Origin of the sequence: Zhongshania aquimaris (genome assembly GCF_019312595.1) — a bacterium.
In the GTDB taxonomy this organism is placed as follows: domain Bacteria; phylum Pseudomonadota; class Gammaproteobacteria; order Pseudomonadales; family Spongiibacteraceae; genus Spongiibacter; species Spongiibacter aquimaris.
The window spans coordinates 1,708,912-1,730,892 of sequence record NZ_JAHWDQ010000001.1 but is presented as its reverse complement, the minus strand read 5'-3'; the positions used below and the strand labels follow the sequence as shown (position 1 = coordinate 1,730,892).

Annotated in this window: 24 protein-coding genes and 1 other RNA gene; 12 read left to right on the top strand and 13 right to left on the bottom strand. The window is 49.4% G+C overall.

The window, feature by feature from the left end; translation table 11 throughout:
• Positions 1–117: 117 nt before the first annotated feature.
• Together KXJ70_RS07850 and KXJ70_RS07845 are read right to left on the bottom strand one after the other, a co-directional pair.
• Complete coding sequence (locus KXJ70_RS07850) at positions 118–1,035, bottom strand: polyprenyl synthetase family protein (RefSeq protein WP_219042858.1); 918 nt, start codon at positions 1,033–1,035, stop codon at positions 118–120.
• Positions 1,036–1,038: 3 nt separating this feature from the next.
• Complete coding sequence (locus tag KXJ70_RS07845) at positions 1,039–1,272, bottom strand: exodeoxyribonuclease VII small subunit (protein WP_219042857.1); 234 nt, start codon at positions 1,270–1,272, stop codon at positions 1,039–1,041.
• A 136-nt stretch (positions 1,273–1,408) separates the two neighbouring features.
• Between KXJ70_RS07845 and KXJ70_RS07840 the strand changes: the two genes are divergently transcribed.
• From KXJ70_RS07840 to KXJ70_RS07820, 5 genes are all read left to right on the top strand, one after another.
• Positions 1,409–1,960 (top strand): DUF924 family protein, encoded by a 552-nt coding sequence (locus tag KXJ70_RS07840; RefSeq protein WP_255558218.1) that lies wholly within the window; start codon positions 1,409–1,411, stop codon positions 1,958–1,960.
• Positions 1,961–2,747: 787 nt separating this feature from the next.
• Positions 2,748–3,689 carry a DUF7064 domain-containing protein gene (locus KXJ70_RS07835; protein ID WP_219042856.1) on the top strand — a complete coding sequence of 314 codons (942 nt, stop codon included), beginning with the start codon at positions 2,748–2,750 and terminating at the stop codon, positions 3,687–3,689.
• 52 nt (positions 3,690–3,741) lie between these two features.
• Positions 3,742–4,419, top strand: coding sequence for a phosphotransferase-like protein (locus KXJ70_RS07830; protein WP_219042855.1), 678 nt, complete (start codon positions 3,742–3,744; stop codon positions 4,417–4,419).
• A 147-nt stretch (positions 4,420–4,566) separates the two neighbouring features.
• On the top strand, positions 4,567–4,803 hold the full coding sequence (locus tag KXJ70_RS07825; RefSeq protein WP_219042854.1) for a hypothetical protein: 237 nt from the start codon (positions 4,567–4,569) through the stop codon (positions 4,801–4,803).
• A gap of 37 nt (positions 4,804–4,840) precedes the next feature.
• Positions 4,841–5,362 carry a hypothetical protein gene (locus KXJ70_RS07820; RefSeq protein WP_219042853.1) on the top strand — a complete coding sequence of 174 codons (522 nt, stop codon included), beginning with the start codon at positions 4,841–4,843 and terminating at the stop codon, positions 5,360–5,362.
• A gap of 45 nt (positions 5,363–5,407) precedes the next feature.
• Here KXJ70_RS07820 and mscL read toward each other — a convergent pair whose 3' ends face one another.
• The 3 genes from mscL to KXJ70_RS07805 form a co-directional block, all read right to left on the bottom strand.
• Complete coding sequence (mscL, locus tag KXJ70_RS07815; protein WP_219042852.1) at positions 5,408–5,863, bottom strand: large-conductance mechanosensitive channel protein MscL; 456 nt, start codon at positions 5,861–5,863, stop codon at positions 5,408–5,410.
• 106 nt (positions 5,864–5,969) lie between these two features.
• Entirely contained in the window at positions 5,970–6,359 is a 390-nt protein-coding gene (locus KXJ70_RS07810; protein WP_219042851.1) for a hypothetical protein, read from the bottom strand.
• Between the two features lie 38 nt (positions 6,360–6,397).
• A complete protein-coding gene (locus tag KXJ70_RS07805) occupies positions 6,398–7,465 on the bottom strand; it encodes an NAD(P)H-dependent flavin oxidoreductase (RefSeq protein ID WP_219042850.1) in 1,068 nt (355 codons plus the stop codon).
• Positions 7,466–7,642: 177 nt separating this feature from the next.
• On the opposite strand from KXJ70_RS07805, the gene KXJ70_RS07800 reads away from it, so the two are divergent.
• Positions 7,643–8,413 (top strand): SDR family NAD(P)-dependent oxidoreductase, encoded by a 771-nt coding sequence (locus tag KXJ70_RS07800; RefSeq protein WP_219042849.1) that lies wholly within the window; start codon positions 7,643–7,645, stop codon positions 8,411–8,413.
• A gap of 93 nt (positions 8,414–8,506) precedes the next feature.
• Positions 8,507–9,454: an alpha/beta hydrolase gene (locus tag KXJ70_RS07795; RefSeq protein ID WP_219042848.1), complete on the top strand. Its 948-nt coding sequence runs from the start codon at positions 8,507–8,509 to the stop codon at positions 9,452–9,454.
• 127 nt (positions 9,455–9,581) lie between these two features.
• On the opposite strand, the gene KXJ70_RS07790 is transcribed toward KXJ70_RS07795, so the two are convergent.
• A complete protein-coding gene (locus tag KXJ70_RS07790; protein WP_219042847.1) occupies positions 9,582–9,953 on the bottom strand; it encodes a hypothetical protein in 372 nt (123 codons plus the stop codon).
• 25 nt (positions 9,954–9,978) lie between these two features.
• Entirely contained in the window at positions 9,979–11,205 is a 1,227-nt protein-coding gene (gene serA / locus KXJ70_RS07785; protein ID WP_219042846.1) for a phosphoglycerate dehydrogenase, read from the bottom strand.
• 92 nt (positions 11,206–11,297) lie between these two features.
• Between serA and KXJ70_RS07780 the strand changes: the two genes are divergently transcribed.
• Both KXJ70_RS07780 and KXJ70_RS07775 read left to right on the top strand, forming a co-directional pair.
• Positions 11,298–12,707, top strand: a complete 1,410-nt coding sequence (locus tag KXJ70_RS07780; RefSeq protein WP_219042845.1) for a D-2-hydroxyglutarate dehydrogenase — start codon at positions 11,298–11,300, stop codon at positions 12,705–12,707.
• A gap of 32 nt (positions 12,708–12,739) precedes the next feature.
• Positions 12,740–13,399, top strand: coding sequence for a fumarylacetoacetate hydrolase family protein (locus KXJ70_RS07775; protein ID WP_219042844.1), 660 nt, complete (start codon positions 12,740–12,742; stop codon positions 13,397–13,399).
• 79 nt (positions 13,400–13,478) lie between these two features.
• Here the strand turns inward: KXJ70_RS07775 and rpiA are convergent, their stop codons facing one another.
• On the bottom strand, positions 13,479–14,150 hold the full coding sequence (gene rpiA, locus KXJ70_RS07770) for a ribose-5-phosphate isomerase RpiA (RefSeq protein ID WP_219042843.1): 672 nt from the start codon (positions 14,148–14,150) through the stop codon (positions 13,479–13,481).
• 418 nt (positions 14,151–14,568) lie between these two features.
• On the opposite strand from rpiA, the gene ilvA reads away from it, so the two are divergent.
• Complete coding sequence (gene ilvA / locus KXJ70_RS07765) at positions 14,569–16,086, top strand: threonine ammonia-lyase, biosynthetic (RefSeq protein ID WP_219042842.1); 1,518 nt, start codon at positions 14,569–14,571, stop codon at positions 16,084–16,086.
• A 392-nt stretch (positions 16,087–16,478) separates the two neighbouring features.
• Here the strand turns inward: ilvA and KXJ70_RS07760 are convergent, their stop codons facing one another.
• The gene (locus KXJ70_RS07760) at positions 16,479–18,212 is read right to left on the bottom strand and encodes an HD domain-containing phosphohydrolase (RefSeq protein ID WP_219042841.1); all 1,734 of its coding nucleotides are present in this window, start codon (positions 18,210–18,212) and stop codon (positions 16,479–16,481) included.
• Between the two features lie 255 nt (positions 18,213–18,467).
• Between KXJ70_RS07760 and KXJ70_RS07755 the strand changes: the two genes are divergently transcribed.
• Both KXJ70_RS07755 and KXJ70_RS07750 read left to right on the top strand, forming a co-directional pair.
• Positions 18,468–19,598: a PilT/PilU family type 4a pilus ATPase gene (locus tag KXJ70_RS07755; RefSeq protein WP_219042840.1), complete on the top strand. Its 1,131-nt coding sequence runs from the start codon at positions 18,468–18,470 to the stop codon at positions 19,596–19,598.
• Positions 19,599–19,769: 171 nt separating this feature from the next.
• Positions 19,770–20,192, top strand: a complete 423-nt coding sequence (locus tag KXJ70_RS07750) for a CBS domain-containing protein (RefSeq protein ID WP_219042839.1) — start codon at positions 19,770–19,772, stop codon at positions 20,190–20,192.
• Between the two features lie 192 nt (positions 20,193–20,384).
• On the opposite strand, the gene KXJ70_RS07745 is transcribed toward KXJ70_RS07750, so the two are convergent.
• From KXJ70_RS07745 to KXJ70_RS07730, 4 genes are all read right to left on the bottom strand, one after another.
• The gene (locus tag KXJ70_RS07745) at positions 20,385–20,987 is read right to left on the bottom strand and encodes a 5-formyltetrahydrofolate cyclo-ligase (protein ID WP_219042838.1); all 603 of its coding nucleotides are present in this window, start codon (positions 20,985–20,987) and stop codon (positions 20,385–20,387) included.
• A 65-nt stretch (positions 20,988–21,052) separates the two neighbouring features.
• Positions 21,053–21,233, bottom strand: a non-coding RNA gene (gene ssrS, locus KXJ70_RS07740) — 6S RNA.
• A gap of 66 nt (positions 21,234–21,299) precedes the next feature.
• Positions 21,300–21,608: a cell division protein ZapA gene (locus tag KXJ70_RS07735; protein WP_219042837.1), complete on the bottom strand. Its 309-nt coding sequence runs from the start codon at positions 21,606–21,608 to the stop codon at positions 21,300–21,302.
• Positions 21,605–21,814 carry a TIGR02449 family protein gene (locus tag KXJ70_RS07730; RefSeq protein ID WP_219042836.1) on the bottom strand — a complete coding sequence of 70 codons (210 nt, stop codon included), beginning with the start codon at positions 21,812–21,814 and terminating at the stop codon, positions 21,605–21,607. The genes KXJ70_RS07735 and KXJ70_RS07730 overlap by 4 nt, the downstream gene beginning before the upstream one ends.
• Positions 21,815–21,981 lie beyond the last annotated feature (167 nt).

The window sequence follows — 21,981 nt, the reverse complement described above, 5'->3', positions numbered from 1 at the left end:
AACCTAGAACCGGTGAAAGGGCGAGATTGTAAACGAATTTGACCGGTTTTACCTATTCGCGTGGGGCATAAGGTGGATTTCTATTGGCATATATGCACTCTTGGACATCTTTGGACCTTAGTGCTGGCGGTCGATAATGTAGTGCGAGAGGGCGCGCAGTGGCGTGGCTCGCTCATCGAACTCGCTAAGTGCGTCCAGCGCCTGCTGGTGCAGTTTTGCCGCCAAGTCTTTCGCTCCAGGCATGCCGAGCAGCGCGGGGAAGGTTGGCTTGTTTAGCGCTTGATCGGCACCTTGGGTTTTACCCAAGGTTTCGGTATTACTTTCAATATCGATAATATCGTCTTGCACCTGAAATGACAGGCCAATTGCCTTGCCGTAGTCATCTAACTTAGCGGCTTGCGCTGGGCTGGCTTGGCACCAGCTTGCGCTCATACTGATTGCCACCCTAATGAGGGCGCCGGTTTTAAGCTGATGCATGGTTTGCAGGGAACGCAGGTCTAATTGCTGATTTACCGAGGCGAGATCAATCGCCTGTCCACCCACCATGCCACGTGGACCGGCAGCGGCGCTGAGTTGGCGAACAAGGGCGAGTTTAGTGTCGGCCTTGTTGTTTCCCGGCAGGTTGGCGAGTAATTCAAAAGCCCGTGCTTGCAGGGCGTCGCCGACCAAAATAGCCGTTGCCTCGTCAAAGGCGATGTGACAGGTGGGCTTGCCACGGCGCAGCTCGTCGTTGTCCATGGCCGGCAGATCGTCGTGAACCAGTGAGTAGGCGTGAACCATTTCAATGGCGCATGCGATGTCGTCCAGCCCTTCTATATCGCTATTTAGCGCTTGTGCGGTGGCATAAACCAAGGTAGCGCGCACGCGCTTGCCGCCATTCATTAGGCTGTACAGGCTAGCTTCGCCAAGGGTGTTTAAGTGCTTGCTGGCGTCCATATCAGCGAATTCGCTGCCGGTATTTTGCAGGCGCGCCGGCAGGGCTTGCTGTACTCGGTGCTGGCAAGCAGCGAGAAAGTCCGAAAACTCCCAACTCATTTATTAATTGTCCGTATGGAGTGTTTTACTGACGATTTCGCCGTCTTTTTCCATTAATAGCTGCACTTTTTGCTCGGCGTCAGCCAGTGATTGCTGGCAATCGCGGCTCAATTGCATGCCATTTTCAAATGCTTTTAGCGAATCCTCTAAGCTGAGTTCGCCAGATTCCATACTCTGAACCAGCTTTTCCAGTTCGCTGAGTGATGTTTCAAAATTGACAGTCTTTGCCTTGGGCATCAGCCTCTCCTGAGCGGTGAGTTGGGGTGGTCGTTGGGGGCGTATTCTAACAGTGTCTGTAGAGATGAGGGTAATTCCGCACTGTTAGCGGCGGGATTTTTGGTGATAATGGGTGCAGTTTTTAAGAAATAGGGAAATGTGGTTCGAAATGCACTACCGGTCGATATTAGAATTTTGGTTCGCCGAGCTGCCGCCGTCGGCATGGTTTGCGAGTAGCGCGGAACTCGATAGCACAATTACACGACGTTTTGGCGATATACATCAGGCCGCGCTCGCTGGCGAATTATATTCTTGGCGCCATAAACCGCAGGGGCGCTTGGCGGAAATTATTGTGCTGGATCAGTTCTCGCGTAATATATACCGCGATACGGCGAAGGCGTTCTCCGCCGATGGTCAAGCTTTGGTGTTGGCTCAGGAGGCAATTCGCAATCATGCGGAAGCGGAGTTATCCGAGGAGCAGCGGGCTTTTTTGTATATGCCTTATATGCACAGTGAATCGCCGGCGATTCAGAATGCATCTCTGCGGCTTTACGAGGCCTTGGGATTAGAAAGCAATTATCGATTTGCCGTTGCGCATCAGCAGATCATTGCTCGCTTTGGTCGTTATCCACACCGCAATGCCATTTTGGGACGATTGTCATCTGATGAAGAGCTCGCCTTTTTGGAAGAGTCGGGCTCATCATTCTGATGGTTTTGCGTTACTTCGGATGTGAATAATCCGAAAGAGGAATAATTTGCTGACATCGAAGTCGGCTTAAGTGCACAAATGTTGGAATTGCGACTAAGTAGCTTTGTTATGGTCGGGGTTGATGCTTGCTTGCCTTATGGTCCTAGCCATTGATCAAGCTAACTTTCTGCTGTTGAGAATGACGGATTGTCTACACTTTCAATTCCCGATAGGACATGTGTTTTCCAACAACGCAGCTCGCGTACAGCCGTTTTTGATTTCCATAATATTGGGGGCACCGGTGCCCATGTCGTTGATATACAAGTATTACCGAAGGGAAATATGACTCGCACTTCTGGGTTGAGGAATACGTGCGGTTCCCCCTGTTTAAGCTAAGTACACGAACTATAAATTATCTTTTCTCTGAAAAAGTAGCCTGACCACCCCGCCGCAACCCAAAATTTCCACGATCAGACACCGTCAATTATCATCTGATGCCGTGGCTGAATTGGCTAACCCGGTCAAATTTCGGTCTTGTGGCCCTGGCCGGCAAGGGTTTGGTCAGTGGTAAACAAATTCTCATTACCTGAATACGCGTTTGCGGCCGGCGGCGGGGCTCGGATAAAGCGTTCCCTTTATTGATATTTGTCATTGAGGATAGCGAAAGCTCTAAAGTGAAATGGCGTGCTGCGGCGCCAGTAACGAATGTTAATTTTCAGGCACAAACTGTCGAGAAAGTTAGCTGTCTCGTGTTTATAATTCCAGAAAGAATAGTCGATATCTATAATATTTACGGTAGGGGATAGGTATGAATGAATTACCTCAGGCTGATCGTTTTTGCAGTGAAACCAGTGACCACCCCTACTGGAATGAGAGCGTTTGGTTTTCCTTCAGTATTCCCGAACTGCGACAGCACGGCTTAATACAATATTACTTCCGCCCGAATATGAATATGTTGAACGGTGGTCCCGTGCTGTGGGATGCCTCAGGTACTAATGTATGGGATTGTCTTTATTACAATTGGAGTCATTTACAGGCTGTGCCCGAGGGGGCTGAAAAATTTAATATGACAGCGAATAACTCTCTGGCGGTAAAAGTGCTAGAGCCTCTAAAGCATTATTCAATTACGTATGACAATGAAGACTTTAAGCTGGACCTGGATTGGCGAGCAATTGCACCGATGCATGTTTTAAAGAGCAATGACCCCGGACAGCAATGGGCTCAGAAATTTCATATGGAGCAGCCTGGAAAACTGACGGGAACTTTATGCCGCGATGGCAAAGAATTTTCCATTGACTGCTTTTCTATGCGAGATACCTCCTATGGCCCACGGGTTTATGTTAAGACTTCTACTGGGGGCTACTTTTGGGGCATTTCAGAGAACAGTGCTTTCCATGCGATTGCTAAGGGAGAGGGGGCTGAACAGAGTATTATTGGCGGCTTTTTGTGGCGCGATGGTGAAATGTCCAGTTTGATGTCGGGTGTGCGTCGCGTTGAGGAGTATGGTCAATATGGGCCCAGGCTTGTCAGTTTTGAAGCAGAGGATCAGTTAGGTCGGGTAATGTACGCGACAGGGCGCATTGACGAAGGTCTTAAGTTTACCGGCTACACTGATCGCACGGTGGTTTGGTCGCTGGCGGAGTGGGATATGGATGGTGTTACTCACTGGGGAGATAACCAAGAGTTTTGCGCCAGTCTGCGGTTTCGGCGCATTGCTCGTGGTGTTATCAAACTTGGTGGCCAGTCTTAATTGTTACTGAGCAAAAATAGTAATACCTACCCAACGAAAGAGGGCTGAATAAATGGCCGGTCAAATTATTATTGTCAATGGGACATCGGGTTCGGGTAAAACGACCACGTGTGAAGAGTTTGTTAAACGCTCCGACGACTTTTGGCTTTTATACGGTATTGACTTCTTTTTAGGCTCAGCTTTCCCGAAAAAATTTGGCCATCATGGCGAGCGAAGTAACGAGGGTTTTTACGCCTACCCGGTCGATGAAAATGATCCTGAAGGAAATTTGCGCTGGGGATTTGGTGAGTGGGGTAAGCAGGGATTTGCCGCTTTTCACGAGTGGGTTGCCGCCGCGTCACGGCAAAATTGCAATATTATTATCGATCATATTTTGACGACGGATCCTCCGATATTGCAGGATTGTATCTGGCGCTTGCAAGGGTTGCCGGTGTTGTTCGTTACCCTGAAACCTCCTTTTGAGGTATTGATGGAGCGTGTAGCCAGCCGCGAAATTGGCGCTCGCTTTAGCGGTGTCAGTACCTCTGAGCAGGTGCTTAAATCTAGGGCGCGATTAGATCATCTGCGGCCCTGGTTCTATGAGGCAGTTTACAAAAACACATGTAGCGATTTAGACATTGATACCGTGCAGCATGAGCCTGATGCTGTCTGTGATTTAATTGAAAAAAGATTGGCAGAGGGGCCGGGGACCGCATTTGAAGAGTTAAGAAGGCAGTTTCCGAAGGTATGACACCCATGACTGAATACACTCAGACTGCATAATACAGCTGCTTGATTTAAAGGCGCTGGTTAAACGCTGCTTTGCAAAAACATCGTTAAGAACCTTCGCTGGAAATGGCTGTGTTTTGATCATTAGCGGATGGGCCGCGGCTACGTAGTGAAAACGTCGCTTTATACTGCGGCTTTTTCTATGTTGGCGGCGGAGCTTATTTGTTCATGGTTGGCCCCCTTCTTGCTGAGAAAACCATTCAGGCCGCCACGACGTAACCCAGCCTTTTCGCAGCGAGACGCAGTAGTGAAGAACTCGTCTTTATGGAATGGCAGGGCTCATCATTCTATGGTCATTGTCGCCGGTGCGTGGCAGCTGGTGGTGGCTGAATTAGCGAATTCCTAGTAGGCTGCGACAAGATAATCGCTATAGGAGTAGTTACATGCGACACCTATTGCCGCTGAGTGCGGTGGTGTTTGGTCTTTTTGCCGTCTCGGCTCACGCTGAATGCGCATACCCTGACAGTGATCGGCGTGATGCACCGGAGTGGGTGTGCAGTCTGGATAACTATGAGGGGGCAGATTTTCTTGCCCATGGCGACAAGAGTCGTCTGCCGTCGATTTCCCTGCAAAATCGACTTGCCGGCAAAGATGCGATGATTGCGGTAGTGGCTAATTTACTCGCGTACGCGACGCTGGAAATTGCCGCGCAACTGCCTCAAGAAGCAGAGCTTATACTGCCGGCGGCGGATGATTTGTCGCGGGTGGCAAAATTCAAAGGGGTGACAATCTTGGAGAAGACGGTGAGTCCTCAGCGTCACCTCTATGTTTTGGCTGGCGTTAAACCGGATGCGCGCGACGCTTTGATTGCGGTTGCAAAAAAAGAAGTATTGAATGTGAATAAAAAGCGCCTGATTGCCCTGCTCGGTCAAGATGGCTGGAAAAAATTAAGCGCATCAAAATAATGGGAGTCATCAGCGGGCTAAACGCTGACGACGGCGATCAAAATTCTAGCCCAGTTCAGAGGTGCAGTTTGGACAGCGCGTCGCTTTAATGGCAATGGCGCTTATGCAATGTGGACACTCCTTGGTGCTTGGCTCTGCTGGCGCGGCTTCCTCTTCCTTGCTTTTCATATTGTTCATGGCTCTTACCAGCATAAATACGGCAAACGCGACGATAATAAAACTGATGACTGCGTTGACGAAAATCCCGTAGTTAATCGTGACTGCGCCAGCGGCTTTGGCTGCGGCGAGGGTGGCGTAGGGCGCGGCGACTTCGCTACCCTCCTTTATGGTTATAAATAGCTCAGCAAAATCGACCCCGCCCATCAAAATCCCAATCGGCGGCATAATGATGTCGGCTACCAGGCTTTTGACAATAGTTGTGAATGCAGCGCCAATGATGATGCCCACAGCCATATCTACTACATTGCCGCGCATGGCAAATTTCTTAAATTCTTCAAGCATTGCTTAGTCCTTTTTCATGTTTAAGTGGGTAGTTTACGATCGTTAAGTGCGAAGTCGATTTTGATATTCAATTAGCTTAGCCAAGCAAAAGCGAATCACAAGGTGTTTAGCGACAAAATCGAATACTAAGTGCTGCGGTGACTCCCCAAAGACCGTTAACGAGTAGCACGAGAATCGGCGTGAGCATGCCCAGTTCTGTACCGCCGATGCCTTTGCCTGCTTGGGGGAAAATCAGCAAAAGCTGCACGGCAGTTGGGGCAAGGCTGATGATCAGGCCTTTGAGCCACAGTCGAGATTGCAGCATAGGCAATATAAATAGCAGTCCCCATAAGCCGCCCCACACTATACGCGGGTAGAGCCATTCGGGGCTGAGATGTGGCGCAATCGCAATACCAAAGCGAGAGGTGAAGCCGTAGTAGCCTACCCACCACAGCAAGAGGCTATTCGCCAGCGCGCCAATGCTGCCGGCGCTAAAATAAATCATGAGCTTTTTCATTTGCGGTTTCCCATTCTGTTTGCAGGCTGACTCGTTATTTAATTGCGTTGAGCTAGACCAGTTGCCAGCTCCGCTAACAGCTGTGCGGCGGGAATGTCTCGGCAGTGTTTATTGTTCGTGCCCGCCCAGAGAGGAGAAAAATCGCCGCTCGCCAGTGACTCTGCGTGACTGCGCAGCGGGCCGATTGCGGTGCCGGCTAAGGGGAATGTCGGCGCGAGTGGATTGATTGGGCCTATTTCATCGATTATACGGTTGATAATACTGCGGGCGGGACGCCCAGAAAAAACATTGGTTAAGGCGGTTTCGGCGCTATGTTGATTGCGCAGTGCGTGGCGGTGAACGGAGCTGGTATCCGCCTCTGGGCACAGTAAAAAAGCAGTGCCGATTTGCACGCCGGAGGCGCCGAGCGACATAGCCGCTGCAATGTCCGCCGCGCAGCCGATGCCCCCTGCCGCCACGACAGGGATGTGTAGCAGGGGAGTGATGGCGCTCAGCAAGTCTTTCAGCGATATTTGTTCGTCAATATTGTCAGATAAAAACATGCCTCTATGCCCACCCGCTTCAAGTCCCTGGGCAATAATGGCATCGGCGCCATGCGCTTCCAGCCACAGGGCTTCGTCGACGGTGGTCGCGCTGGCGAGTATTTTGCTGCCCCAGGATTTAATGCGGTCAACCAGTTTGGCGTCGGGTAATCCAAAATGAAAGCTGATGACCGGTGGGGCAAATTTTTCTACTAAATCGGCGGTCGCGCTGGTGAAGGGGTTTCGCGCCGGCCCGTCTTTTATGTCTTTTACCGCTAAGCCAAATTCATCATAGTAGGGGCTGAGTAATTGCCGCCATGTCGCTTCGGCTGTTGGGTTAGCCTGCGGAGGTGTGTGGCAAAAAAAATTGAGGTTGAAGGGTTTGTTAGTTTGACTCTTGATTAGAGTGAGTTCAGCTTCTATTTTCTCCTCGCTGAGCATCGCGCAGGGCAGCGAGCCTAAGCCACCCGAGTTCGATACCGCAATGGCGAGTCTGCTACCTTGTATGCCCGCCATGGGTGCTTGCACAATAGGCAGGTCAGTAGCAAAGACCGATGAAAGTTTGTGCGGCGCGACATTGGACATAGATTTCTCTGCTTGGCTTCAAAGTAATATATCGAGCTTAGCGCAGGGGGCGCTTAGCGACAAATGCCATCTGTGTTTAGTAATACCTTGCAACAAGGGCGTGTTGCGGTTTTGCAGTGATTCAGAGCTGGGGTACTATGGCGCACTGATTTAATGATAATGAAAAAAGGACAGGGAATGAGCGCGCATTCGCGAACAGAAATCGCATTAATTACAGGTGCCTCGGCGGGTATTGGGCGGGCATTTGCTTTGCAATTGGCGTCGCGCTGTAAGGGTTTAATTTTGGTCGGCAGAGATGTAGATAAATTGGCGGCGGTGGTTGCCGAGCTAGAGCAGCCAGATCTTAGTATTACCAGCTTCGCCTTGGACTTGACCACGACCGAAGGCGTAACTCGGGTCATGGAGGCTATTCGCCAGAAAGGCCCCGTAACGATATTAATTAACAATGCTGGTTTTGCGAGCTATGGAAAATTTGCAGAGTCTGATTTAGATATCGAAATGGCCATGGTTAATTTGCACTGCAATGCGACCTTGGCACTATGTCGCGCGGCCCTGCCATACATGAAAGAAAATGGGCGCGGCGTCGTTATTAACGTGTCATCAATGGGAAGCTTCTTTCCGGTGAAAAATTCGGCGGTATACGCTGCGACAAAAACGTTTTTGAATATGTTCTCCCAAGCGTTACAGCAAGAGGTGAAGGGCGATGGTATTCGCGTGCAGTGTTTGTGTCCTAGCTACACGCGCACTGACTTTGGTGATCGAGATGCGCTAGCCGATCTTGATTCCAGCAAGGTGCCCGAAGAGCTCTGGTGGACGGCCGAGGATATTGTTGAAGTCAGTCTCGCTCATTTGGCTTCGGATGGTCAATCTGTTATGTGTTTGCCTGATGAGCAGAGTCGCGAACTAGTCAAAGCGGCAATGGGTGCGCAAGTCGCTGGCCTCGCATAGCCATCCTTTAAATGGCCGAGAGTCATCGCTGAATTTGCAATGGTGATCGCGGATTGTACAAAGGAAATAATAAATTTTTCGGAGTAGTTTCTATTGATTAATTGGTCGCCGAATTTTGATCCGCTCGCCCTGCCATCTATACCAGATATTTCGGCTACCAGTTATATCGCCGACGTTTCTTGGGCGCCCGACTATAGCCGCTATTACAATATAAATTTTGAAGATAGCTACCCCGGGCTCGTTCATCTTTTTGGCGCATTTGACAGCGCAGGTGAACGTATTGCCATGCAGATATTTAAGTTACCTAACGCCCATAGCACAGCGTTTGTTTATCATGGTTACTATGACCACGTTGGCTTGTTTGATAACGTTATTAATTATTTCCTAAAGCATGGTTATTCCGTTGTAGCTTACGATTTACCTGGTCATGGTTTGTCGACCGGTGAGCGCGCAGCCATCGACGATTTTATGCGCTACCGGCAAGTGCTGAGCGATGCCTTTAAAGTAGTTGTAGATTTTGGTTTGCCGGCACGGCGTGTTGGTTTAGCGCAAAGCACAGGCTGCGCGGTACTTATGTCACATTTGCTCAGTGGTGGCGACGCGGACTTTGAACGTGTGGTGCTGTTGGCTCCCTTGTTAAAACCCTGCGATTGGTGGTGGGGAAAACCTGCGCATAGCCTATTAAAATATTTTATACATAGTCTGCCGCGCAAATTTGCCGACAATTCCGACGATCAATTATTCTTAGAATTTTTGCGAGAGCGCGACCCACTGCAAGCTCGGTTTTTACCGCTGAGCTGGGTGGGCGCACTTAAAAAATGGCAGACATGGTTCCATCGACAAAAACCGGTGTCCAGCTCGTTGATGATTTTGCAGGGCGATCAAGACGAAACCGTCGAGTGGCGTTACAACCTGCCGCGCATCCAGGTTAAGTTCCCCAATGCGAAGATCGTGCACGTACCGGGCGCGAGACATCATCTCGCAAAAGAGGGAGAGCGATTCCGTGAGCAGCTGTGGCAAGCCTGTGATGATTACTTGTAGAGGCTGAATGCTTGACGGGGGACGGTAAACGCAAAAGCGGGTTTTCTAATAAGCGAAGCGAATGCCTTTAAGCATCTCCCATCTCCCATCTCCCATCTCCCATCTCCCGTCAAGCGTCTTCCGTAGCTTAACCCACCGACGGTGGCGTTGTATTCGCCACCCATTCCCACCACTGGTGTTCGCCTTCGGGTTTGTCCATGTCCTGGCAGCGGTGCACATCCCAGGTAACTAAATAATCGGGATTGCTTATCGCTTCGTTGCTGTCGGTTTTGTAGTTGCCAGCAGGGGCGTGAAACCACGGCGCCATTGAGGAGGGCAGGGTAAATTCTTCCTCATTGTGTTGGCGCAGGGTGATGCCGTCTTTTGCAGTGACTCTAACAACGGTGCCCGCCAGCATTCTTTGCTGAAGGGCATCGCCGTTGATGTCGAAATAGCTGATGCCGACTAGTGCGCGCTTGTCTATGAGTGCGGCTAGTTCGGGTGAGAGTATATCAGCCATAGTCGACAGTGCTTCCTTGATGAATTTAGAACAGTACGCGGCAGCGAATAGTGCCTTTTACGTCTAGTAGTTTTTCGACAGCGAACTCGCTTGAGCCTTCGTCGATATCCATCACCACATAGCCGACTTTCTCACTGGTTTGCAGGTATTGGCTGCAAATATTGATGTTGTTGTCGGAAAAAATTTGGTTAATGGAGCTGAGTATGCCGGGCACATTGTGGTGAATGTGCAGAATACGGTGCTTACCGGGATGCGCAGGCAGTGCCACTTCCGGGAAGTTGACAGACGAGGTGGTGGTGCCGTTGTCTGAGTATTTCACCAGCTTGTCGGCGACTTCCATGCCGATGTTAAGCTGGGCTTCTACCGTTGAGCCGCCAACGTGGGGTGTTAAAAACACATTGTCGAATTCGCGTAGCGGTGAAATGAACTCATCGTTATTGCTGCGGGGCTCTTCTGGGAAGACGTCGATCGCCGCGCCGGCCAGTTTGTTGTCGCGCAACACGTTGACCAGTGCGTCGATATCTACCACAGTGCCGCGCGCCGCATTAATTAAAATAGCGCCGGTTTTCATTTGGGCTAATTCATTGGCGCCGATCATCATTTGGGTAGAGGCCGTTTCGGGCACGTGCAGGCTGACAACGTCGGCAGTCGCCAGCAGCTCGCCGAGGCTAACTTGGCTGGCATTGCCGAGTGGCAGCTTATTGACCACGTCGGTGAAGCACACTTCCATGCCCAAGCTTTCAGCAATGACAGACAACTGCATGCCGATAGAGCCGTAGCCGATAATGCCAAGGCGTTTGCCGCGAATCTCATAGGAGCCAACGGCGGTTTTCATCCATTCACCGCGGTGCGCTGCGGCGTTTTTCTCGGCTAAGCCGCGCATTAATAGTATGGCTTCGGCAATAACCAGTTCAGCTACTGAACGGGTGTTTGAGAAGGGCGCATTAAATACCGCAATGCCGCGCTCGGTAGCGGCTTGCAAATTAACCTGGTTGGTACCGATGCAGAAGCAGCCGATGGCGATGAGCTTTTTGGCTTCGTCCAAGACCTCTGGTGTGAGCTGGGTGCGCGAGCGAATACCAACAAAATGGGCGTCGGCAATTTTTTGCTTTAGCTCTTCGTCGGGCAGGGCCTTCTGATAGTAATCAATATTGGTATAGCCAGCCGCGTGAAGCGCATCGACAGAGGACTGGTGAAGCCCTTCCAATAACAGAAATTTGATTTTGGCTTTGTCGAGGGATGTTTTTGCCATGAGATTGCTCGCCCCACTCTGAGGTACAGTGAAAGCGCAGTATGGTATCATATCTGCCTTTTCTAAGCGCGATTCAGAGAGGCATTTTTACCATGTCGGCGAGCCCCATTCCGTCTTCCGAAACTATTATTAGTGAGCTACAGGCCATCGTCGGCAGCGACAAAGTACGCAGCGACGCAGAAATTCTGTTTAGCCATGGTCGAGATTGGACAAAAGCCCACACTCCGGCGCCCCTGGCGGTGGTATTTCCGCGCACCGCAGCCGAGGTTCAGGCAGTGGTTAAGCTGGCCAATAATTTAGAATTTGCCATCGTGCCTTCCGGCGGCCGCACTGGCTTAAGTGGTGGCGCGGTCGCGGCCAACGGTGAGGTTGTGGTGTCTTTTGACTATATGAGTCATATCAGCGATTTTGACCCCATCGACCGCACAGTGGTATGTCAGGCGGGAGTCATTACCGAGCAGCTGCAAGATTTCGCAGAGGAGCGTGGCTTATTTTACCCCGTCGATTTTGCCTCGGCGGGTTCCTCGCAAATTGGGGGGAATATCGCCACCAATGCGGGTGGTATAAAAGTAATTCGCTACGGCATGACCCGCGATTGGGTGGCCGGTTTAAAAGTGGTGACGGGCAATGGCGATATGCTGGAGTTGAATCGCGGTCTACTCAAAAATAATGCGGGCTACGATTTACGTCAGCTATTTATTGGCGCCGAGGGCACCTTGGGCATGATTGTTGAAGCAACCATGCAGCTCACCCGCGCACCCAAAAATCTCACGGCCTTTGTTCTTGGGGTAGAAGATTTTAGCGGTATTATGAATTTGTTTAATCGCTTTCAGGCCGAGATGGATCTGACCGCCTTTGAATTTTTCTCTGAACAAGCACTACAAAAGGTGGTTGCCCACAGCAATGTGCCGCGCCCCTTTGAATCGACTTGCCCCTATTATGCGCTGTTAGAGTTTGAGTGTCTGAATGACGAAGTTGAGGCGCAGGCGATGGCACTGTTCGAGGCCTGTGTTGAAGAGGGTTGGGTGACAGACGGGGTAATGAGTCAAAGTTTGGAGCAGCTTAAAAACCTGTGGCGCCTGCGGGAAGATATCTCGGAAACCATTTCTAAATGGACGCCTTATAAAAATGATATTTCCACCATCATTTCGCGGGTGCCTGATTTCTTAGAAGCCGTTGAAACTTTGGTGGACGCCCAATACCCCGATTTTGAAATTATTTGGTTCGGCCATATTGGTGACGGTAATTTGCATTTGAATATCCTTAAGCCCGACGATATGGATAAGGATGAGTTTTTTGAAAAATGCGGCAAAGTCAGCACCGGCGTGTTTGAGATTGTCGCCAAGTATGGCGGCAGCGTATCGGCTGAGCACGGCGTCGGTTTGCTGAAAAAAGCGTATTTGCCGTATTCCCGTTCAGAAGCCGAAATTGCCTTAATGCGTCAGGTGAAGCAGGTTTTTGATCCTAAGGGGCTTATGAACCCCGGCAAAATTTTCGATTAAAAGACCTCGGTTTAGTAAGACGGAGTCCAGCAATGTATCGTCATCGTATAAAGGCAGGCAGTGAATACTCGCATATGCCGGGCAAGGTGGTCTGCGTGGGTAGGAATTACGCCGAACACGCCAAGGAGTTGGGCAATCCCGTGCCTAACTCGCCGCTACTATTTATTAAACCGGCGACTGCGATGGTGGCCATGGCCGAGCCCGTGGCGCTGCCGGAAGGCCTTGGTGCCTGCCATCATGAATTGGAAATGGCGCTGTTGATTGGTCAACCTTTGACTAAGGCGGCGCCAGATCAGTGTCGGGCCGCCATTGCCGGCATTGGCCTCGCCTTGGATTTAACCCTGCGCGAACTGCAAGACGAGCTAAAGAGAAAAGGCCATCCGTGGGAGCGCGCAAAGGCCTTTGACGGTGCCAGTCCTTTATCTGAATTTGTGGCTTTCGATCAAAACTTGGACTTCGCCTCCCTCACGTTGCGCTTAACGCGCAACGGCGGCGTGCAGCAGCAAGGTAGCTGCGGTGATATGTTATTCAGCGTCGAAAACTTGCTGAGCGAAATAAGTCACAGCTTCACCTTAGTGCCCGGTGATGTGGTCTTAACGGGAACACCGGCGGGCGTTGGTCCCTTGAGTTCGGGAGACCAGCTAGTCGCTGAGCTAGGGGATTTTTTGCGAATTGAAACGGTAGTGCTATAGCGGGAGACGCGTGACGGGAGACGGAAAACGCTGAGTCTACTGGTTTTGCCTCTCCCGTCTCCCGTCAAGCATTTAGCCATCAGGCCTTCAGCGTTTTCACCCCTTCCGCCGTTCCTAATAACAATACATCTGCTGGCCGACAGGCAAACAGCCCATTGGTGACCACGCCGGTTATATTGTTAATCGCCTCTTCGGTTTTGCGCGGCGTGCTGATCATAAAGTCGTAGACGTCGAGAATAATGTTGCCGTTGTCGGTGACTACGCCCTCTCGGTAAACCGGATTGCCGCCGAGTTTAACCAGTTCCCGCGCCACGTAACTGCGGGCCATGGGGATGACTTCTACGGGTAGCGGAAACGCGCCGAGTTGATCAACCAATTTGCTGCCGTCGGCAATACACACAAATTCCTTGCTGGCTGCCGCGACAATTTTTTCACGGGTGAGGGCAGCGCCGCCGCCTTTAATTAACTCCAGGCGATCATTGGCCTCGTCAGCGCCGTCAACGTAGACCGCGATAGTGCCGGTGGAATTCAGCTCGAGCACGTCGATACCGTGCTTCCGTAAACGCTGGGCAGAGGCTTCCGAGCTGGCGACTGTCCCTTTTATGTCGTCTTTAAATTCGGCTAAAAGGTCGATAAAGAAGTTGGCGGTGGAACCGGTGCCAATACCAATAATTTCGCCGTCGAGGATGGCGGGCTTGATGTGGTCGATTGCGGCTTGGGCTACCGCAAGTTTTAGCTCATCTTGTGTCATTGTCGGCCTTTGCTGTTGCACGCTGTGGGCGGGATTTGCGAGCCAGTATAAAATTCGTAGAGTCCAATTGCGAGGTGCAATTGCCAGTGATTATTGTCTTGGGCGCTGTGCCACCCTGGATAGTTGGTTTGTATGGCTTGGGAGCGAGATATGAGCTCACATTATAAAAGCTGCGATGTGTTGTTTGGCGAATTTAAGCGGCTCGCGAACAGTGGGGATTTGGCTTTGCTGGTCTTAAATGAGGGCGAGGGTGCACAAAACCGATTTTGAGCAGGGAGAGTGCCCTGAAGAGCTGGTTATCCTAGCCGATATGGCCTAGTTTTAGCGGTCTTGCTGCGCTTTGGCTGTAGACGCGGTAGACTTGCCAGCTTGAATTTTTGCGCTGTTGTTAGCGTAGCAATGGAGGCCGCACAGAGTTATGCCACAGAGTTACATCAAAAAAATCCTCAAAGCCCGCGTTTACGATGTTGCTATCGAATCGCCGGTTGATCATATGCCCCTGCTGAGCAAACGCTTGGGCAATGAGATTTTGTTAAAGCGTGAGGATTTGCAGCCGGTCTTTTCATTTAAGCTGCGCGGCGCCTACAACAAAATGATGAGCCTGACTGAGGAGGAGCGCAGCAAAGGCGTGGTCGCCGCCTCAGCCGGTAACCATGCTCAGGGTCTTGCGCTTTCTGCACTAAAGCTCGGCGTAAAAGCCACTATTGTTATGCCAAGAACCACCCCGCAAATTAAAGTCGATGCGGTGCGTGCGCGCGGTGGCAAAGTTGTGTTGCATGGCGACACCTACGATGAGGCATCAAGCTTCGCTAAGAAGTTAGTAGAAGAAAAAGGCATGGTCTACGTTCATCCCTACGACGATCCAGAAGTGATTGCGGGTCAGGGCACCGTGGGCATGGAAATCCTCCGCCAAGTTACCGGCCCACTCGACGCGGTGTTTGTGCCGGTTGGCGGCGGTGGTTTAGCGGCGGGCGTGGCGGCCTATATCAAATATGTTCGCCCCGAAGTCAAAGTAATTGCGGTAGAGCCAGAAGACGCAGCCTGCCTTAAATTAGCAATGGAAAAAGGCCGGCGCGCTATTCTGCCAGAAGTCGGCTTGTTTGCTGACGGCGTTGCCGTTGCGCAAATTGGTAAAGAGACTTTCCGTGTTTTGCGTAAAACCATTGATGGCGTAATAACAGCAAGCACCGATGAAATCTGCGCGGCGATTAAAGATATTTTTGACGATACCCGCTCGATTGCAGAGCCAGCTGGTGCATTGGCTTTGGCGGGCTTGAAAAAATACGCGGAGCAAAATGACTGCAGCGACCAAACATTACTGGCCATAGACAGCGGCGCCAACACCAATTTTGATCGCCTGCGTTATATCGCCGAGCGCACTGAAATTGGCGAGCAGCGCGAAGCAATTTTAAGCGTCACTATTCCTGAGCGTCCCGGCAGCTTTAAAAAGTTCTGTGGTGCCTTGGGTAAACGCAATATCACCGAGTTTAACTACCGCTTTGGGGATGACCGCGATGCGCAAATCTTTGTGGGCATCTCGGTGGCAGCTGGTGGCGGTGATCGGCAGGAATTAGTCGAAACGCTACAGAAAATGGAATACCCCGTGGCCGACTTTACCGAAAACGAAATGGCGAAACTGCATATTCGCCATATGGTCGGTGGACACCGGCCAGCAGCGGTAAACAATGAACTGCTATACCGATTTGAATTTCCTGAGCGCCCCGGCGCCTTAATGAATTTTTTGACCAAGCTAGGCAATCGCTGGAATATTTCACTATTCCACTACCGCAACCACGGCGCGGCTTATGGTCGAGTGTTGGTGGGTTTGCAGGCGGACAAGAAAGAGCGTTCAGAAATAGAATCGTTCTTAGATAAGCTGGCCTATCCCTATCATGAAGAAAGCGACAATCCGGCGTATCAATTGTTTTTGAGTTAGCTGGAGTTTGGTGTAGGCGTTGCAGCTTATCCAATGTGTTGAAAAAATGGCTCTCCTTGTGAGGGCTATTTTTTTGGAGGTAAGTATTTCACGGGGGCGCTGTAATTAGTGGATATGTTCTTGCTTGTCGACTTGCGATTCATTGGTGCTCCGATAAGGTATCACTCGAAAGTGGAGGATCTCTCAAGTTCGCTAGCAGAAATGGAAAGCGTATTTACGCTTTCCTTAAACGCATTTAAGTCGAGAAGTATTTTGCTGCATGTTTGAGATAGTAGGCTGGCGCTCTGCGACTTGACTGGCCAAGACTGCTTGGCGCGTGTGTTCGAAAACTTTGTGGGCTTTGCGGTGTGAACCGCTGTTAATTAAATTGCGTGTCTACAATTTTCTTTGAGCTAGCAGGTTATCAAAGGTATTAACTTATTAAGGGAGTGCAGTGATAGTGCGGTGTCTACCACAGTTTCATCGTAAATTTTTCCGCGGCCTCGTTTAATTTCATCTAAAGCGGCATTGATGCCGAGAGCCGGTCGATATGGGCGGTGAGAGGTCATTGCCTCAATCACATCTGCGACGGCAATAATCCTGGCCTCAATCAATATCTCGTCTTTGCAAAGGCCTAATGGATAACCCGACCCATCACATCGTTCATGATGTTGCTGAACTATCTTGGCGATGGGCCAAGGGAAATCGACTTTACTTAGGATCTCGTAACCGGTCTGCGCGTGCAGTTTGATTAACTCGAACTCCGGTGGCAGTAATCGACCTGGTTTTGAAAGTATTTGAGACGGAACGGCTATTTTCCCGATGTCATGAACCGTTGCTGCCAATTCCAGGCCTTGAATGACCTCGGGTGATAAACCCAATAGCTCAGCTATTGCTACAGCAAGTAGGCATACTCGTTGCTGATGTCCAGACGTATACGAATCCCTTGATTCCAGCGCACTTGCCAGAGCGTAGACAGTTGAGCGCATGCTATCCGCAAGACGCTTTTTATCGGAAATGTCACGTATTGACGCATATAGATATTCTAAATCAGTCGACACTATATTTACGTTAATCTCGACGGGGAACGTTGATCCGTCGCGACAAATAAGCTCGTCTTCGTACCTGATCGAGGGCGCTCCCATGTCACGATTGTTTAATTTTAAAAGCAAGGCGTCGCGGTTGGAGGCGGTTATACGATTAAGCGGCGTGTTCAATATCTCTTCTACGGTATAGCCGAGGGTGCTTAAGCCTCGGTCGTTTATGTTAATTACTTCTAACGTCGCCGCATTTAGCAAAATCATAATATCGTTAGCGCCGTCTATTTGTTTTCTAAAAAGGCGCAAATTTAATTCATTTTGCTTTCTTTCGGTAATGTCTGTTGCGATCCCAATAAACCGATCAGTCTCATTTGTGGCGCAATTTACTTGCGTATGACCATGAGCCCAAATATGCCTAACTTCACCGTCGGGACGAATAATTCGAAATTCCACTTCATAGCTTTCGTGCTGGAGTCGATTGTTTCGGGCTTGGATCACCCGCGATATATCGTCGCGATGAATTGAATACAAAAAAGAATCCGCGTCCTCATAAACGCTTGCGCAGGACTTGCCCCACACCCGCTCGTAGCCGGGGCTAATATATTGAACAGTATTGGTTTTTAACTCTGTAATCCAAAACACATCAGGAAGAAAGTTTGCTATCTCTAGAAGATTTCGAGCTTGTTTCGTTAAATTTGAATTTTCAGCGATGTTAGAACGAAGTGAAACATCGGTCATATGTAACACTGACCCCATCATATTACTTGTTTTAGGCAGCGCCGCTCCCCAGACTTCCATAGCAACCCAGCCCTCATTTTTTGAGCGCATTCGCCAGTTGCAGTCGAGAAATGGCTTATGGCCGACTCGAAGCTCCGCAATATAATTATGTGCAGAATCAACATCATCTGGGTGTAGGTATGCAAAGAAGGACATATTGATAACTTCGTCGGATTCGAACCCCATCGCGGAGGTTGAATTGACAAATCTGACGAGCCCATCTTCGTCAAGAATCCAATGGAGATCCTTCGATGTATTTATAATCGCGTATAAATCATCGGCGTCTAGCTTCCCTGACTTCGGCCGCTTAAGCCTCTTCTTGTCTGCCATGACACTTATCGCCAATTACTGTTATCTATACAGGTATAGTATAAATCCACGAATTCTCCATGTTTTTAGAACAGTAAAATAAAGGAAATTGTGAAATAGGCAGCTTTTTCGAAATCGAATACAAAGATGCCCTTATTAAATTCTAAGCGTCGATTGTTGCTACTCTCCTATACGTGATTCCCCTATGGTTGGCGCTTAGGTGGGCGAGTATGATCAAGAAAAGGCCTTTGAAGGCTTACGTATTTGAGGTCATATATGCAAGATATACATGAGCTATTTGCATTGATGGTTAAGAAGGAGGCGTCGGACTTATTTCTAAGTTGCGGCGCTCCCCCTCACGTTAAAATCAACGGTGTTACCCATCCCGTTAAGACTGGAATTCTTGAGCCTGGTGAAGTTAAGCAAATGGCTTATGAGATAATGACAGATCGTCAAACCTCTGATTTTGAGGAAACCTTTGAGGCAAATCTTTCTGTTTCAGTATCTGGGTTGGCTCGCTTTAGGGTAAACGTCTACTATCAGCGCGGTGAAGTTGCCCTTGTTGCCCGCCTAATAAAATCCAAAATCCCCTCATTTACTCAGCTCGGTTTGCCCAAGCCATGCGGTGACTTGGTTATGCTTAAACGCGGTTTAGTGTTAGTTGTTGGCGCCGCGGGCTCAGGAAAAAGTACCACTCTTGCCGCAATGATCGGACACCGCTCTGAGCATGTAGATGGCCATATTTTGACTATTGAAGATCCAATCGAATTTCTTTTTCCGCACAAGAGATCGCTTGTGGATCAGCGCGAAGTTGGGATCGATACAAAAACCTTTGACGACGCATTGGTCAACGCAATGCGAGAAGCCCCCGATGTCATTATGATCGGAGAAATTCGCAATGTTGAAACGGCGAAGCACGCAATAGCTTACGCTGAAACTGGGCACTTATGCTTGGCAACCATGCATGCGAATAATGCGAACCAAGCGATTGAGCGTATTCTAAATTTTTTCCCGGAACAGGCTCATAAACAACTCCTTCTGGATCTGTCACTTAATTTAAAAGGGGTTGTTGCTCAGCGATTAGTGCCTTCGATAGACGGTGATCGAGCACTCTGTACAGAGTTATTACTTCTCTCATCACATATATCCGATTTAATTCAACATGGTCGTGTGGATGAAATTCGAGATGCTATGGGCAAAGGTAATGAATCTGGGATGCACACTTTCGATCAGATGTTATTCAATTTGTATGAGTCTGGCAGGATTACTTTAGAAACGGCGCTTCACAACGCGGATTCCCATACAAATCTTGCCTTGCGTATCCGCCTGTCGGAAAAGCATTCCACAGATGATGCGCCATCTCTACAAATAGATGCTGAGGGCGCACGTTTTTCTGAAGATCAGTAAGGCTACTAATTTAATTGAGTCATCCCCGCATAAATATTTATGCAATTAGCAGAGGCTTTAAGTTATATTTTTTGGTTGGAATAGTGACTAAATTATATTTAGTCACGGAATTAGCCATAACTATACATGTTCGGAGTAGTGCACCTTCTTGTATTGGGGCGTGGATTTACTATGAAAATAAAAGACATAATGAGTAAGAAAGTTGTCACAGTGGAATTGGATGACAATTTAAGAGTGGTAAAGGAGTTGTTTGATAAAACGAATTTCCATCACCTTGCAGTCATTTGTGACGGGAAATTGTGTGGCATTGTTTCGGATAGAGATTTGCTCAAGTCGATTAGTCCGAATATAGGCACCATGGCGGCTACAAGTAAGGATATGGCGACACTTAATAAAAAAGTTCACCAAATTATGACTCGACAAGCTATAACATCAGATGAAGAGTCATCGGTCCGTGATGCTATACATATTTTCAATAAAAATAAAATATCTTGCATACCGATTGTTAGGGATGGCGAGTATATTGTTGGCATGGTTTCGTGGCGTGATATTTTACGAAATATTGAGAAAACGATGGCACCTGAAATTGTTTAGGAATGGGCGCCTGAACGAGTAACGCATTTGACTCGGATATGTCTTGAAAAAGCTAGTCGAGGATCAGCTACCTAAACAAAGGCATACGCTACTCAGCTCAGCTGAATACCCGATCGGGGTCGGGTATGACGAGATACCACAGAATCTGAACGCAAAGCTTCCATAGTGATTGTTAAAATATTAGAGCGGCACTCACCGCTTTTTCACTTTTATAACTTGCCGATCCGTCACAATAAAATCTAGTGGGATATCCCAGTGATCAGTCGGCAGTGAGTTAACTTCTTGGCATTGATGAGCGAGACCAATCATGATGGGTTTTCGCACTTTATATGTTCGTTTAAAGGCAAAAGCGCGGTCGTAATATCCACCGCCCATGCCGAGACGTCGGCCATGTTTGTCGAAGCCCGTTAAAGGCAAAAGCACAATATCGAGTTTGCGCGGCACTCGGGGCTGCCGGCGTAAGCCCGCAGGCTCGCCAATACCATATCGATTTGGGCCGAGTGCTTGGCGGTGGTGGTAGGGGTAAAACGTCATGCTATTACTTGTTGCCGACCGAGATATTTTAGGTAGATAGCAGTGCTTTGCATTTAGTTTGGCGAAACGTAAAAGCGGTGCCGGTGAGATTTCACCATCGCTGGCGATATAGGCAGCGACATGGCGAGCATGGCGGAACGCGGCCAGCCGAATAAGGCGTTGCGTTAACTGCTTAGCGGCGATGGTTTGCTGATCTTCGCTGAGACTTTGGCGTCTAGCGCGAAGTTCGCGTCGCAATTTGGATTTTAGGGTGGCGTTCATCTTGAACAGTATAGCGTCGACACAATAAATTGTGATGATTTAAGGGGTGTGCGGGAGGTGTAAAAAAAGGCCCCAAGATACCGCCGGCTACGTGGCCCTTGAACCCAGCGGTTCAAGGTGGAGTTCTCCGCGAGATTTTTAGGCTTTCCGACAAGCGGACATGCACACCAATCTCGGCTAGAGCCCTCCGGGGGGAAAAGCATCGGCTCAGGGGTCTAAGCAGCCTAGCTAATATCCCAGGGTGTAGCTAAGTATACCGCTTGGCTTTGGCTAATAACAGGGTAGACCTATAAGGGGATGTGCTTGTTTACACTAGCTGATATCAAGCTGCCGGCAGCGCTGCAATGTTTGTTCAACTTTGTCGCTAATGCGGTTAACGGTTTGGTTTTCTTCTTCTGTGGGGGTGGCATTTTGTTTGGCTTGCAGCATTTCGTAGCTAATGTTTAATGCGGCCATCACGGCAATGCGCTCTAAACCAATAACTTTGCCCGAGGTGCGGATACCGCGCATTTTTTGGTCTAGAAACTGGCCAGCCTGCATCAATGCGGCTTGCTCTTCTGGTGGGCACGCCACCTGATATTCTTTATCGAGTATTTTTAAGGTGATGGTGTTGGTGCTCACGACTCTTTCTCCAGTGCGCGCAGACGCTGAATCATGGACTCAACTTTCGCGCGGGCGATATCAGTTTTTTCGATCAGTTGTTCGCGCTCAGTACGCCAGTGCAATGCGTCTGCTTTTAATGCACGATTTTCTTTGTCGAGTTGCTCGCACAACTGGACAATTTCATCTACTTTTCGTTCCAAAAGTTGCAACTGTCGCTGATCCATCTTGAGATTGCGTCCGTTTATAGAAAGATATTGGATAATAGTAGATTGGCCTTGATGGGTGGGTCAACGTAATTAAGTGAGGCCGCTCCGTCATGGCACTTTACAGATGGGTGGTGACACTGTCGTATCTAGCCGGCACGCAAACATGGGTGGCAAGCGCTAGGCCT

Excerpts from the sequence above, each read along its gene's own strand:
- KXJ70_RS07850 (WP_219042858.1), bottom strand. The coding sequence starts at position 1,035 with ATGAGTTGGGAGTTTTCGGACTTTCTCGCTGCTTGCCAGCACCGAGTA.
- KXJ70_RS07845 (WP_219042857.1), bottom strand. The coding sequence starts at position 1,272 with ATGCCCAAGGCAAAGACTGTCAATTTTGAAACATCACTCAGCGAACTG.
- KXJ70_RS07840 (WP_255558218.1), top strand. The coding sequence starts at position 1,409 with ATGTGGTTCGAAATGCACTACCGGTCGATATTAGAATTTTGGTTCGCC.
- KXJ70_RS07835 (WP_219042856.1), top strand. The coding sequence starts at position 2,748 with ATGAATGAATTACCTCAGGCTGATCGTTTTTGCAGTGAAACCAGTGAC.
- KXJ70_RS07830 (WP_219042855.1), top strand. The coding sequence starts at position 3,742 with ATGGCCGGTCAAATTATTATTGTCAATGGGACATCGGGTTCGGGTAAA.
- KXJ70_RS07820 (WP_219042853.1), top strand. The coding sequence starts at position 4,841 with ATGCGACACCTATTGCCGCTGAGTGCGGTGGTGTTTGGTCTTTTTGCC.
- mscL (WP_219042852.1), bottom strand. The coding sequence starts at position 5,863 with ATGCTTGAAGAATTTAAGAAATTTGCCATGCGCGGCAATGTAGTAGAT.
- KXJ70_RS07810 (WP_219042851.1), bottom strand. The coding sequence starts at position 6,359 with ATGAAAAAGCTCATGATTTATTTTAGCGCCGGCAGCATTGGCGCGCTG.
- KXJ70_RS07805 (WP_219042850.1), bottom strand. The coding sequence starts at position 7,465 with ATGTCCAATGTCGCGCCGCACAAACTTTCATCGGTCTTTGCTACTGAC.
- KXJ70_RS07800 (WP_219042849.1), top strand. The coding sequence starts at position 7,643 with ATGAGCGCGCATTCGCGAACAGAAATCGCATTAATTACAGGTGCCTCG.
- KXJ70_RS07790 (WP_219042847.1), bottom strand. The coding sequence starts at position 9,953 with ATGGCTGATATACTCTCACCCGAACTAGCCGCACTCATAGACAAGCGC.
- serA (WP_219042846.1), bottom strand. The coding sequence starts at position 11,205 with ATGGCAAAAACATCCCTCGACAAAGCCAAAATCAAATTTCTGTTATTG.
- KXJ70_RS07780 (WP_219042845.1), top strand. The coding sequence starts at position 11,298 with ATGTCGGCGAGCCCCATTCCGTCTTCCGAAACTATTATTAGTGAGCTA.
- KXJ70_RS07775 (WP_219042844.1), top strand. The coding sequence starts at position 12,740 with ATGTATCGTCATCGTATAAAGGCAGGCAGTGAATACTCGCATATGCCG.
- rpiA (WP_219042843.1), bottom strand. The coding sequence starts at position 14,150 with ATGACACAAGATGAGCTAAAACTTGCGGTAGCCCAAGCCGCAATCGAC.
- ilvA (WP_219042842.1), top strand. The coding sequence starts at position 14,569 with ATGCCACAGAGTTACATCAAAAAAATCCTCAAAGCCCGCGTTTACGAT.
- KXJ70_RS07760 (WP_219042841.1), bottom strand. The coding sequence starts at position 18,212 with ATGGCAGACAAGAAGAGGCTTAAGCGGCCGAAGTCAGGGAAGCTAGAC.
- KXJ70_RS07755 (WP_219042840.1), top strand. The coding sequence starts at position 18,468 with ATGCAAGATATACATGAGCTATTTGCATTGATGGTTAAGAAGGAGGCG.
- KXJ70_RS07750 (WP_219042839.1), top strand. The coding sequence starts at position 19,770 with ATGAAAATAAAAGACATAATGAGTAAGAAAGTTGTCACAGTGGAATTG.
- KXJ70_RS07745 (WP_219042838.1), bottom strand. The coding sequence starts at position 20,987 with ATGAACGCCACCCTAAAATCCAAATTGCGACGCGAACTTCGCGCTAGA.
- KXJ70_RS07730 (WP_219042836.1), bottom strand. The coding sequence starts at position 21,814 with ATGGATCAGCGACAGTTGCAACTTTTGGAACGAAAAGTAGATGAAATT.